The 13296-nt window shown below is 41.1% G+C and carries 11 protein-coding genes; 9 read left to right on the top strand and 2 right to left on the bottom strand.

The features are described 5' to 3' along the window. The 5 genes from WBM98_RS14470 to WBM98_RS14450 form a co-directional block, all read left to right on the top strand. Positions 1–279, top strand: a 279-nt coding sequence (locus WBM98_RS14470; protein WP_424366735.1) for a hypothetical protein, incomplete at its 5' end; no start/stop codon positions are given. 373 nt (positions 280–652) lie between these two features. Beyond that, complete coding sequence (locus tag WBM98_RS14465; RefSeq protein WP_424366734.1) at positions 653–1123, top strand: T9SS type A sorting domain-containing protein; 471 nt, start codon at positions 653–655, stop codon at positions 1121–1123. A gap of 11 nt (positions 1124–1134) precedes the next feature. Next, positions 1135–2472, top strand: a complete 1338-nt coding sequence (locus WBM98_RS14460; protein ID WP_424366733.1) for a hypothetical protein — start codon at positions 1135–1137, stop codon at positions 2470–2472. 329 nt (positions 2473–2801) lie between these two features. Further along, on the top strand, positions 2802–3602 hold the full coding sequence (locus WBM98_RS14455) for a hypothetical protein (RefSeq protein ID WP_424366732.1): 801 nt from the start codon (positions 2802–2804) through the stop codon (positions 3600–3602). 118 nt (positions 3603–3720) lie between these two features. Then, positions 3721–4212: a DUF4440 domain-containing protein gene (locus WBM98_RS14450; protein WP_424366731.1), complete on the top strand. Its 492-nt coding sequence runs from the start codon at positions 3721–3723 to the stop codon at positions 4210–4212. 379 nt (positions 4213–4591) lie between these two features. Here the strand turns inward: WBM98_RS14450 and WBM98_RS14445 are convergent, their stop codons facing one another. Both WBM98_RS14445 and WBM98_RS14440 read right to left on the bottom strand, forming a co-directional pair. Further along, positions 4592–4720, bottom strand: a complete 129-nt coding sequence (locus tag WBM98_RS14445; protein WP_424366730.1) for a hypothetical protein — start codon at positions 4718–4720, stop codon at positions 4592–4594. Between the two features lie 370 nt (positions 4721–5090). After that, a complete protein-coding gene (locus WBM98_RS14440; protein ID WP_424366729.1) occupies positions 5091–5861 on the bottom strand; it encodes a hypothetical protein in 771 nt (256 codons plus the stop codon). 1160 nt (positions 5862–7021) lie between these two features. On the opposite strand from WBM98_RS14440, the gene WBM98_RS14435 reads away from it, so the two are divergent. The 4 genes from WBM98_RS14435 to WBM98_RS14420 all read left to right on the top strand — a co-directional run. After that, positions 7022–8767, top strand: coding sequence for a CRTAC1 family protein (locus WBM98_RS14435; protein WP_424366728.1), 1746 nt, complete (start codon positions 7022–7024; stop codon positions 8765–8767). Continuing rightward, positions 8751–10205, top strand: a complete 1455-nt coding sequence (locus WBM98_RS14430) for a hypothetical protein (protein WP_424366727.1) — start codon at positions 8751–8753, stop codon at positions 10203–10205. The genes WBM98_RS14435 and WBM98_RS14430 overlap by 17 nt, the downstream gene beginning before the upstream one ends. Positions 10206–10208: 3 nt before the next feature. Further along, a complete protein-coding gene (locus WBM98_RS14425) occupies positions 10209–12245 on the top strand; it encodes a hypothetical protein (RefSeq protein WP_424366726.1) in 2037 nt (678 codons plus the stop codon). 11 nt (positions 12246–12256) lie between these two features. Further along, a partial coding sequence (locus tag WBM98_RS14420; protein ID WP_424366725.1) for a ligand-binding sensor domain-containing protein occupies positions 12257–13296 on the top strand: 1040 nt, incomplete at its 3' end.

Raw genomic sequence — 13296 nt, 5'->3', positions numbered from 1 at the left:
GAGGTAAGCAGAGCTTATCAATATCCTCCGGGGACTCCATATACTAATAATCAAGCAACAACTTTATTGGAGAATAAATTGTCAGAAATTATTCTTGCTGAAGAAAATGTTTCAATTTTAGAAGAAGTCGAATCATCATTCCTGGTGATATTTGCTTACGATTCCCAGCATTCAGATGTATTGACAACCGTTTGGAATGGTCTGAGTCCCGAAATTAAAACTGATATAACACTCGTTCTTATTTCCACGGAAGGTCTGGATGAATTTATATATCAATAATTTAAGCAAAATTATATTTTAGAAGTATACATTTCTAAAATAGCTAAATCAATAAAAAACTCCTCATATTTTGGGGAGTTTTTTGTTTCACAACTCCTTGGGCACATTACTTTACTTATCCAAGGTTTTACCACCTACGAAACTTTGTATTTCCGTTAACCTGTTTTCCTTTGCATCATAGGTGACCTCGACCCAGAACATTGAAAGGCATATTTTTACTTCTAAATGACGTTGATCATTGACAGATATTAGTGCTATAAGTAATTTTAAAACGCTTTAAGCACAAGCATTGGGTTTTTATCCATAATTACGCTAACCACCTATCTATGTTGCTAAGTTTTATTATTGCATAACTAGCCAAAATTCCACATTTATGAAAACAATCTCATTTGCAGTTGTTTTTCTTTTATTCTCAGGCCTTGTCTTCGCTCAAAAAAATAGTTCGCCAACAACCGAACATAAGGCCTTATCGGCAATTTCACCTGCAAGTAATTCCTTTGATTTTTCTAACGGATCCATAAGTTGGACCTTAGGAGAAACTCTAGTGACCCTAAAAGTGGGTGACAGTGACGCCGCTACCCCTGAAATATTTGAGCTCGATTTTGACATTGTAGCATATCCAAATCCAACTAATGACAAAGTTACTATCAGTCATAATTCAAAAACTGACGAAAAGTTAACTTTTACTATCTATGATTTTAGTGGAAGGGAATTAATTAGAAAGCAATTGATCGAACAAGAGAATGAGATCAATATGCAATATTTACCTCCTGCACTTTATCTGGTTAAAATCACCGACTCTAAAAACCATTCGGTTAAATCATTTAAAATTATCAAACACTAAACCTTATTCCTATGAAAAAATTATTACTTCTATTGATAGCCTTGTTATCAATAAATATAAGCTCATTTGCACAAGCACCTGAAAAGTTCAAATACCAGGCTATTATTACGGACAACAAAGACTTTCCTGTTAGAAATAAAACTATTGGTCTTCAAATTTCTGTTCTTCAAAATGACTTGAACGGAACTATCGTATATCAAGAAACTTTTACTGCGAGAACAAATAATTCAGGATTGGTTAATCTTGAAATTGGCACTGGCAATATAACTTCAGGTATATTTTCGGATATTAATTGGGGTGTGGGGCCTTTTTTTCTTGGAATAGCTATCGATACGAAAGGAGGTACAAATTATATAAATATGGGTGCAAGTCAACTGTTAAGTGTACCCTATGCCTTGTATGCAAAATATGCGGAAAATATGGAAGGTGGAGATAATGACCCTACCAACGAAATAGAACTGCCTGAAACGGCAAATGAAAACGATATACTCACTTTTAACGGAACGGCCTGGGTAGCTCTGGCTAATCCAGATGGCGACCCAACCAATGAAATTGAACTCCCCGAAGTAAATGGTTCTGAAGGACAAGTGTTGACCACCAATGGAGAAGGAGTAGTTTCGTGGCAAACACCAGTTGAAGCTGCACAAAATTTATCGACGGTATTAACCGAAGGCAATGATGGCGGTGCTAACCAAATCAAGAATATAGCAGACCCGACCGATGCACAGGATGCAGCAACAAAAGCCTATGTTGATGCTTTAGATGCGACACTTGCATCCATGGCAGCGCGTATTGCCACGTTAGAATCTGGTGGGCCTACCGGACCAATACAAATAGGTGATAACTACCAAGGAGGTATTGTATTCTATATTTTTCAGTTTGGGGACGAGGATTATGTGCAATATGAAACACATGGTTTAATCGCAGCACCTACAGATCAAAGTACTGGTATACAATGGTATAACGGAAGTTTTCCAGGTTCGGTTGTAGGAACAACTGGAACTGCCTTAGGAACAGGACAAGCCAACACATTAAAAATTGTAAACGTTCTAGGAGCCGGAAGCTACGCTGCAATGTTATGCGCTAATTATGATGACGGCATCTATACTGATTGGTTTTTGCCAAGTACAGATGAGCTGAATTTGATGTATCTAAATATTGGACCAGGCGCAGTTGGACCAAATAATAATATTGGTGGTTTTTCTGTGGCTTTGGCTGATAGTGGTGTTTATTACAGTTCTAGCGAAGCCAATCAAGGTGAAGCATGGACCCAATTTTTCGCTACTGGCTCACGAAGTATTACAATAAAGGACATACCTTCTGCTGTGCGTGCAATTCGGTATTTTTAATTGGCTACGTAAGTAGGTTAGGTTTAACTATTCTGAAACTCCTCATTTTATGGGGAGTTTTTTTATTTCAAATTTCCTTAGGAACATTACTGTACTTGTCCAAGGTTTTACCACTTACAAAACTTTTAATGCCCGTAATCTTGTTATCCTATGCAACTTGCTCAGAAAAGCATAGGGAAAGTATTGCCCTTGATAATTAATAATATGCCTTCGGACACTAAACCCTATTGTTCATCCCTTATCTCTTCCTCGATTACTAGAAAAACAGACCTTTAATTATAGTTCCTCTGGTGTGATTATCTTTTACTAACCTTAAATACACTTTAGTTATGAAAACATTTTTAGCGGCGATTGTCTTTTGCTTCATTATGCAAATCAACGCACAACAAGAAGTATTTGCTTATGATTACCGGAATGTACCCGAAGAAGAGTTAGACACTTTTATAGGCAACGAGGCCATGTATTGGTCTCAAATACATGCCAAGCTTGTAAAGAAGGGAACAATTACCGGCTGGGTCATGCTCAGAAGGGTCAATGGGTTGGCATCGGAACCGAACATCTATTTTTTCTACGGCCTTGGTTCTGTTGAAAATACGGAAAAAATGATGACCGACTGGCCACAAGCAGAGAAGGAAGTTAGGAGTAGTATGGATCAGGGGAAACTTGACATGTTGGACGAACGTTTGAAACAAAAGAAGTACAGGGTAGGTGAGGTGCTTCTAAACCGAACCGCTTCTGCAAATATGGGGAACTTAGGCGATTGGAACTATTTGGTTCACAATTATTGCAAGGCAAGTGATGTTTCAGCATTTTTGGACGGCCAAGAAAAGTATTTTAAACCTTTTTTTGAAAAGAACATAACTGCAAAGAACACTAAACAGGTATTCTGGTATGCGGCTGCCGTATTAAGCCCCCGTGGCAATGGCTATAATTGGAATTGTTATACGGTGGATGCCTTTAAGAGTTATAGCGATATTTTCAATCCCTGGAACAATACCGTAACCTGGCCTGAAGAGGGCATAGCTGAGGTGAGTAAGTACTTACCTGATGGCAATTTTTATAAATCGGTCATTTGGCAAAAAATGTTGTGGCTAGATGCAGAAGGCAAGTTAAAGACCGCTTGGGACTAGGGGTCATTTAGTTTAAAACAATGAAACAAATCAGATTTTAATAATTAATAAACGTACCGTAATACAATAAGCAGGGATGTAAGGGTTACATTCCCGTTTCACAACCTAAAATACCAAAATGATGAAAAAAACCATTCGATTATTTAGCGTTCTCACTAGTATTGTTCTCATGTTTACCGCTTGTTCCACCGTTGAGAAACCAGCACCCTTGGATATGGCGACTATTACGGCAGAGATCCAGGCCATGGAAGACGCATTTGCAGCGGCAGAAAAGGCCAAAGATGCCGATGCGGTTGCCGTTTATTACAGCGAAGACGCCATAAGTTATAGCCGCAATACCCAACCTGTTTCAGGGAGGGCCGCCATTAGGGATAAAATCGCACAACGTATTGCCAATGATACGTTGGGCACTTATAATGTGTACAAGGTCGTTGATCTGTTTGCCGAGGGCAATTCCGCTGTGGAGATTGGCTCCTGGACAGAATTTAATACAGAGGGTACAGAAACCGAGAACGGATATTATATGTCGTATTTCGAAAAACGCGACGGCAAATATGAATGTGTACGTGACATGTCCTTGACTACTATGCCTGAAAAGGAAGGCATGTAATGGGTTAAAAGAATACTATTACGTTCGACTAGAACTTTTGGAGCCTGCTAATTGTAGGCTCCTTTTTTTGGTAGTACTAGGCATTTTTAAGAGCGGGTAATCACTTTGGGGTTTAGGAAGAAACTTGGGTAAAAAGCCTGCATGTCTGTAGACGGGTTTAAGGGGAGTACATTTTAGCTGCTGGCGGGCCTGGGGAGAGGTGGTTTCAGGATGCCCACCGAAGTGCAACGAAGGAGGCGTGGGACTGCAACAGAAAAAAAAGCCACCACAAAAGTGGTGGCTTTTATAATTTCCAGTACCAAACACCAAATTCCACAGGCAGTTGAAAGTCGAGGTTGTTTCTTTTTGGAACCCTATCGTCTGAAAATTGTAAAGATGTTTAGCTAAAATAGCGCCATATACCAATTATAAATCCAAGAGCGATTAAGGCCAATAGTATTTCCAGGCCTACATTCAATACCGAAAGAATTATATTCAATACGGGATGCTTATTAGTATTTGCTTCCATAATAGTAGATTTTACAAGGATTAATACTATTTATAATTTACAAATTTTAGTGGTGAAACGCAGCAAATTTGTTGTGTAATCGCCAAAAGGTGTGGTTTGATCGCTTTTTAACGGTATTTTATCGAGGATTTGGTATTTTGAAAGGGTATTCTTTAGCAGAAGGCCATCATAAGGAAATCCGTTCTTTTAGGTTTAGATGGGGTTTTTAGGGCGTAATTTTCTGCCCGATAATCCAAAACATAGCTTCAACAAAAGCGGGACATGGTAATTAACCAACTTGTGGTCTCTTCATGACCGTTGTTTTTTAGAAGCGGTATGGACAATAAAAAAACCCCTGTTTCCAAGGGTTCCTTATATAATAATTTAAAGGTTAATCACCGCTTAGGTTTTTGTCATATACCCAAATTTCATCCCAGCTATTATCTAATACCTGATCATAATCACGGATAAAGGTTTCCCATGAATCATTCCCATGAATCTTTAGATAGGCAGCTTTGAATGTAGGATCTTCATCATATTCTGCCCATTTCTTGCTGAATCCAACGCTAGCCATATGCCTACCAAGGTTACCCTGTCGAAAAAGATTATCATAAACGCCCCATGGATTTTCCCCTTCCATAGCTTTAACCGCATCGCTTATTTGTTTAAGGACGCGATCCAAACTGTGGCCGTGTTCTGAATTAACTTCCCAGTATCTAACATGTAAAATAGGATAGATCGAATTATCTGGGGTAAGCATACTGGTATTGGATAGTTTATCGTCTTGTGCCCAATATTCCCCGCTTTCTATTTTTTTGACATAGGGCATAACATTATCACGCCAATCCTCATCATGCCCACCGGCCGCAGGCCTTGTATCTAAGTCGGCAAATTTCAAAGGGCCCATCATCCATATCACTTTACCAGTATTAGGCCCAGAATTTATGGTGTATACGGTGACACTATGGGCACCTTCATTATGATATTTCTGGTTGTGTTTTCTCATATTTTCACCAAAGACCTTGAGTTTGGTATTATCTGGGGTTAACATAATCGATTCCCATATAGGTTCCTCCATAGTGCCCTCTTGAGCCTCTACGGTAACTAAAGCCCCAAAGACCATCACGGTCAGGAGAGCAAGTGAAAGTGTTTTTTTAAGCATGACGTTACGTTTTAATTGTTAGATTATTTTCCATGAAAGAACTTATTCTGTGGGGTATATACAAACCAAAAAGGACGAAACAGGGTCTTTGATGTCCCAATGGCTATAAATAGTTATCCAAACCTTACGTAGGATCATGTCAAAATAAGTTTTGGGGAGTCAAATGGAAGATTTAGTGCAGGGCTAAAGTTCAAAAAACGATGGTATACATTGTCTTTCTGGAGATTGTAGAAATTTCCAACCCGACCAAGACAACAAGAGTGTATATTGGTGTTGTACCTGCCAGTTGATCACATTCCTTTTCCTCCTCCATTCAACTTCGTTGTTCGTAATTCAACAGATGGGCCTATATCTCTCTTACTCCTTATAGCGCACTACATTTCGGTCAAAATACGATATGGGGCAGCTTTGTCGAATAAAAACGTCCTTAATCCAAAAGGGGGACATACCTCCCATTTCCATCGTACTATTACCCCTTTAAAATAAAAACCCTTATGATGCGTACAAGGATTGATTATGTTGAGATAGGAAAATTTCTCATTTGTTTGGGCCTTGCCTGGATCGCTTGGATGTTCAGATACCATACAGGTTCCGTTTTTTAAAAAGTACTTACTTGATAACTACAAGGTCAATGGCCATTTCAATAAAAGGAATGGTCCTTTTTATTTTCTGGTTTAAACGTAAAACCTGGATATTTTTGTGCTTTTGATAGTTTGTTTATCCTAGGTTGGCAAAGGAGTTAAAACAAACACCCTCACGATTCTTCCCCAAGAAAGGTGCAAGAAAATGTTCTAACCTGCAAAACGTGAATTCTTAGAAGTTTTATGTTCAATATTATGCAATGATTTCAGCAAATTATTGGCGTCTTTTCATCCCCCCGTTCGACATAGGTCTTGTTGTAGCGATAAAAATTGAACGAAAAATATAAATAATATGACATATATCATTATTTCGGCTATTCCCATATTGTATTTTTGGCATCGATAATTTAGGGCAAAAACCCTTTTTAACTCTACTTACAAAGCGAGACAAAAGTTGGATATTGGATTGTTACCAGGTCTATAGCTGTCAATTTGATGCACGATTGTTTAATATCCAAAATGAATTTCGATTGTTTCCTTATAGTTTCTATAGGGCACGATCCTAATTAAAAAAACAGCATGACCTACAATCAAAGAAAAATTATTTGTAAAGCCAAAAATGCCGCCTTCTTTGGCAACGTTGCCTATTGGGTATCCTTGACATGTAAGAATTTGGCAGTTGTCTTCATCATGGTGGGTTCTGTGGTGGGCTGTAATTCTGAAAATAAATCATCGGATTCCTCGAATAAATCCATCTTAAAAGCACCGGCGGCCAATGATGAGTTTTTTCAATCGATCGGTCAGGAAATCGGGTTGGATTTCAAACATTCCATCGGCGCCGATCATATGGAGAATATTATCGAATCCGTAGGGGGTGGGGCTGCTTTTCTCGATTATGACCAAGATGGGTTTATGGATATTTATGTCTGTAGCGGTACTTGGGTCAAAGGGTTCAGTAAGAGTGAAGAACCCAAGGACCTCCCGACGAACCACCTGTACCATAACAATCAAGACGGCACTTATGAAGATGTCACCCAAATTGCAAAGGTTGGTGGTCCCTGGTATAGTATGGGGGTAACGGTCGGGGATTACAATAATGACGGCTTCCCCGATATCTATGTGAGTAATAACGGTCCAAATACCCTATATAAGAATAAGGGGGATGGTACATTTTCAAATGAAACCGAGAAGGCATCTGTCGGCGGCGGCAAATATTGCAGTGTAGGAGCTGTTTGGATGGATTATGATAACGATGGTTTTTTGGATCTTTACGTAGGAAACTACCTGAATTTTGACCCCGATTATAAATATTACTATGCCCCGGATGGCTTTCCAGGGCCTTTGGCCTATGATAGCCAACCCGATATTTTATATCACAACAATGGGGATGGCACCTTTGAGGATGTGACCCAGGCCATGGGAATAATCGATATTGATGGCAGGGCCATGGGCGTTGGGGCCGCGGATTATGATGATGATGGTTTTGTGGACATTTATGTGGCGAACGACCATACGGTAAACTACCTCTGGCATAATGATGCCGGTAAAGGTTTTTCGGATAGGGGTACCATGTCCGGTACAGGTTTCAGCCAATCAGGTGAGGCTACCGTAAGCATGTCCGTCGATTTTGCCGATTACAATGGGGATGAATTGTTGGATATTTTTATTTCTGATGATAATTACTGTTCCCTATATGAAAATTTGGGAAAGGGTGTTTTTAGCGACCAATCTTACTATTCAGGCATTTCGGTGGCATCGGGACAATTCGTAGGATGGTCTTCCTCCTTTTTCGATTATGACAATGATGGCGATGCCGATATTTTCAAGACCAACGGGGAATTAAAACATCTGTACGGACAGGAGGATCAATTGTTTGAAAACACCGAAAAAGGAAAGTTCAAGGATGTTTCCGTTGAACGGGGGGCATATTTCAAGGAAGAACACGTGGGAAGGGGAGCCTGTCTTGGGGATTACGACAATGACGGGGATATCGATATCTATATCGTGAATTTAGATAGTGTTGGAGTTTTTCTTCGCAATAATAAAGCGAACGAAAATAACTGGATCACTTTAAAATTGATTGGAAAAACCAGTAATCGGGATGGTATTGGTGCACGTATTAAAATTATATCAGGGGGCAAGGTACAAACAGCCCAGAAAAAAAGCACCACGGGGTATCTTTCCCAGAACGACCCTCGGCTCCACTTCGGACTTCTAAAGAACGACCTTGTTGAAAAGATCGAGATCAAATGGCCTTCGAGCAAAATACAGGTTTTGGAACAGGTCAAGGCCAATCAAATACTTACGATTGAAGAACCTTTATAAGTTCACCATGGCGGATAGAAGAATAGGACCAACATTTTTTGTGCTACTGACCCTTTTATGTTTCAGCACCCTGTTTGTTTCATGCAGTGACACTTCCATGGAAGGAATGATTGTTATGACACAATTGGAAGGTGATCTGCCAACTGGGGACCACACTTCTGGGAGCATGTGGAGGTATTTGCCCAAGGCAAGATTAGTGGCCATAAATCCCGATGACCCCAAAGGATCCCTGCAAGTATTGACCCCGGACCTTTACTCGGCCTGTAGCCCCAAAATAGCCTACGACGGGCATTTTATGCTTTTTGCAGGACAAAAGAACCAAAATGATAGTTGGCAGATTTGGGAAATGGATCTTTCGAATAAGGAATTGAGACAGGTAACGGCCTCCAAAGAAAATTGCATTGATCCCGATTACTTGCCAGGGAACAAATTTGTTTTTAGCAAATTGATGGATAATGGCTCATTGAAATCAGCACATATACTGTTTACGGGGAATCTGGATGGGTCCGAGGTTAGCCAAATCACCTTTGATCCTAGTACTTATTTCGCATCCACTATTTTACAGGATGGGCGTATATTGACCATTGGCAAACAGGTTTTTCCCACCGAAAACGAGGGAACGTTTAAAGTGCTGCGACCCGATGGCACCAAACAGGAATTGTTTTTCAATGGGCCCCCAGGAACCCAGTTGCAAAGCCCGGCCTGGGAGATGTATAACGGGAAGGTCGTTTTCACGGCTTCTGATAAAAACAACCGTACGGACATCATCTCTATCAACTACAATCGCCCCCTTTATGGTATGACCAATTTGACTGAAGGTTTACAGGGCGATTTTTATGGAATATACCCACTTCAGAAAGATCGGTTATTGACCGCTTATCGGGCCAACAATAAAGAGGTATATGGTCTTTATGAATTTGATACCAAGGGTAAAGTACTGGGCAAGTCCATTTTTAAGGATGATAGGTATCAGGTACTGGATGCGGTTATGGTTAAGAACAGGGAAAGGCCCAAAAAATTGCCCAGTGAGGTAAACCCCGAGGTAGAAACCGCCTTATTAATGTGCCAGGACATCAATGTCACTGAAAAAGTAGATGAAGAAAGCAGGGACACTGAATCGGCGGCTACCCGATTTGAACTTCTAGGTTTAAATGCCACCTTAGGAATATGGGACGTAGAAGCGGACGGCTCATTTTATATCAAGATAGCGGCAGATACCCCATTTCGAATCCAAACCATCGATGAAAACGACCAAATTGTAAATGGTCCGGGAAGTTGGCTGTATTTAAGACCCAATGAACGCCGGGGTTGTGTAGGATGCCATCAGAATAATGAGATGGCCCCAAAGAACAAGCAACCACTTGCGGTAAGAAAAGAACCCATTCAAGTTATGTTCCTAGGGAATGAACATGATAATGAAACGTATTTGAAGGAATAGGTTATGAAAAAAACTAAATTCTTACTGGTATTCGGGACGCTACTTGTTATAGGCTTGCTGATTTATTTCCCAGGGCGTAAATGGGCGAGAAAGCATGTTAATTATAAGACCGCTGTTACGGACCACCCACTAAATTGTGCTTCCTGCCATATAAACACCTCAAAAAACACCTTCATTGTCAAAATGTTGAATGAGGATTATTATTCCCCTTTCAAAAGCGCCGTCTCAAAAGATGGTAGTCGTTTGTATGTGGTCGCACAGGATTTGGATCAATTGCTGGTCGTTGACACTGAAAACAAAACGGTTTTGAATAAGGTCATGGTCGGTGTCCACCCACATAGTGTGATCCTTGATCAAAACAACAAATTGGCCTATGTGAGCAATCAATGGTCAGACAATGTATCAGTGATCGATTTGGATTCCTCAAAAGTCGTCGATACGTTAAAAACGGGCAATGGACCATCAGGGCTCGCCCTAAGTGCAGATGGTCGATTTTTGCATGTGGTAAATACCTTTGGTTCGGACCTTTCGATAATCAATCTAGCGACAAAGGAAGAAATCAAACGCTTGGTTACCGGAAGCGATCCTACGGGAACAGCCTTATCCCCTGATGGAAAAAAATTAATGGTCACCAGCCGACGGGCCAGAATGGTACCGTATGGAGAACCATTGGTCAGTGATTTGACCCTTATCAATGATAGCACCCAGTTGGTCACGGAACATCTAGATGTCGAAGAGGCTTATTTAATGGAAAATATAGCCTTTACCCCATCTGGTGATCTGGCTTTGATGACATTGATCCGTCCCAAGAATTTAGTGCCTACCGTTCAAGTGGAAGGCGGTTGGATGATGACCCATGGGATAGGGATCATTGAGCAGAAAGAGGATGGAAGAATTGTTCAGTTGCTATTGGATGAACCCAACTCCTATTACTCAGATCCATTCGACATCGTCATTTCCCCTGACGGGAAAAAAGCGTATGTCTCAAGCTCAGGGGTCGATTGCATCTCCGTGATTTCCATTGATTCCATTCGTACTATTTTAAAATCCTCTTCGGCAAAAAAATTGGAGACCATCTCCAATGATCTGGGAATGAGCAGTCGGTTTGTCATCAAACGGATCAAGACAGGGGAAAATCCCAAAGGGCTATCCCTTTCCCCAGATGGCAAAAAGCTTTATATCGCAGAGCAGTTAGCCGATATGATTGGGGTTGTAAATACCGAAACACTGACTAAAGAGGAGTCGATCGATCTAGGAGGTCCGGATCGGATTACAGAGGCCAGACAGGGACGAAGACTTTTTAACAATGCTGGGCATACATTTCAAAACCAGTACGCCTGTTATACCTGTCATCCGGATCACCATGAGGATGGTTTGGTCTATAACATGGCAGGGAAAGATATGGGTAGAAACGTAACGAATACGCAGTCGTTGCGTGAAATAGGGGATACCCCACCCTTCAAATGGAATGGCAAGAACCAAACCATATATAAGCAAGACGGTATGCGTTTTTCCACCGTATTGACACGAACGGAACAATTTAGTCACGATGACCTTGATGCCATTGTGGCGTACATCAAAAGATATATAAAGAACCCCCCTAATTTGATGTACAATCCCCAAGGTGAATTGACTGAGGCACAACTTCGGGGCAAGGAATTGTTCAATAGAAGTACCGATAATTTTGGCAATGTTATTCCCGAGAACAATAGATGTGTCACCTGTCACCCACCGCCTTTATTTACCAATCTAAAGCCAGCCGATGTAAGCACCTTGGCTGTAACGGATGACTCCATTTTGTTCGATACGCCGCATTTGAACAATATCTTTGCCTCGGCACCCTATTTACACGATGGCCGCGCAAGAACACTTGAGGAAATCTGGACCATTTATGGTCAGGATGATAAACACGGTTATGTCAACGATATGACCAAAATGCAATTGAATGACCTCATCGATTATTTAAAATCAATTCGGGCATCAGAATACTATAAAGAAGAAGAAACGGTACAACATGCCTCGTTTATAAAAACCAATTAACACCTTGCGATATGGCTAAAAAAGCACGTATTAAAAATCCTAGATTCATGGTTTCCACGCTGATGGTTCTGATAATTGGATCTTTAGGTTTTGTATTGCCTGACACACTAACGGTAAGCAAAAAACAAAATGCCGTAATCGGGCAACCCTTCCAAAAAGCAAAGGAAACGACTCAAAAGATAGGGGACAGCCCTATGCCGCTTTACGGAAACTGGAAAAATTTCACTTCGAAAGATGGGTTGCCGGGGGATAAGGCTTATTGCGTTAAGATAGATGGCGACAGAGTCTTGGTGGGAACCCATGAAGGCCTGGCCGTCTATGAGGACGGGACATGGAAAACCTATACCACCAAGGATGGCCTTGCCCATAATGGTGTTTTAGCCATTGACGTGAGTAAGCAGACTGGCGATGTTTGGTTGGGCACCATGGGTGGGTTGACAAGATGGTCAACAGGTACCTTTGAGAATTTTACCCAAATGAACAGTGGCATGCCCAATAACCTGATTTATGCCGTTACCTGCGATGGTAAGGATGTTTGGGTCGCTACGGGTGGTGGGGCCGGTCATTATGATACCTTCACTAAAAAATGGGAGATCTTCACAGAGGAAAACGCCCCTATGCACGAACCATGGACCTATGGCGTCTGCGCCGGTGATGGTAAAATTTTCATAGCCGCCTGGGGAGGGGGTGTGGTGGAGTATACCAAAAAAACCAAAAGATTCAGGGATTATGTTGATCCCGATGGCAATATGGAGATCGATCTTTTCCCAGATGATGGGGTAGTTCATGATATTACGACAGGGACTTCCTGGGCCAACGGCATTTTATGGGTAGGTACTTATTTTGGGCTGAGTCGTTATGATGGGGTACATTGGAAAGGCTATTTTGATCACGATAGTGGGTTGGCGAGCAATTTCATCAATTTCATCAAGGCTTCGGGCGATGTGGTATTTATCTGTACCGACAAGGGACTGAGCACTACGGATGGAAATAATTGGATCACATACACAAAAAACGCCACCAATGGCAACGGCAAGGCCGTTCTACTTAA

The organism is Maribacter sp. (assembly GCF_049667165.1).
Taxonomy (GTDB): domain Bacteria; phylum Bacteroidota; class Bacteroidia; order Flavobacteriales; family Flavobacteriaceae; genus Maribacter_A.
Note: the sequence above shows the minus strand (reverse complement) of the source record. Positions and strands in the feature narration are given on the sequence as shown.

Bases quoted from the DNA above. Each gene is read 5' to 3' on its own strand.
- WBM98_RS14450 (WP_424366731.1), top strand. From the start codon at position 3,721: ATGATGAAAAAAACCATTCGATTATTTAGCGTTCTCACTAGTATTGTT.
- WBM98_RS14440 (WP_424366729.1), bottom strand. From the start codon at position 5,861: ATGCTTAAAAAAACACTTTCACTTGCTCTCCTGACCGTGATGGTCTTT.
- WBM98_RS14435 (WP_424366728.1), top strand. From the start codon at position 7,022: ATGACCTACAATCAAAGAAAAATTATTTGTAAAGCCAAAAATGCCGCC.
- WBM98_RS14455 (WP_424366732.1), top strand. From the start codon at position 2,802: ATGAAAACATTTTTAGCGGCGATTGTCTTTTGCTTCATTATGCAAATC.
- WBM98_RS14465 (WP_424366734.1), top strand. From the start codon at position 653: ATGAAAACAATCTCATTTGCAGTTGTTTTTCTTTTATTCTCAGGCCTT.
- WBM98_RS14425 (WP_424366726.1), top strand. From the start codon at position 10,209: ATGAAAAAAACTAAATTCTTACTGGTATTCGGGACGCTACTTGTTATA.
- WBM98_RS14460 (WP_424366733.1), top strand. From the start codon at position 1,135: ATGAAAAAATTATTACTTCTATTGATAGCCTTGTTATCAATAAATATA.
- WBM98_RS14445 (WP_424366730.1), bottom strand. From the start codon at position 4,720: ATGGAAGCAAATACTAATAAGCATCCCGTATTGAATATAATTCTTTCG.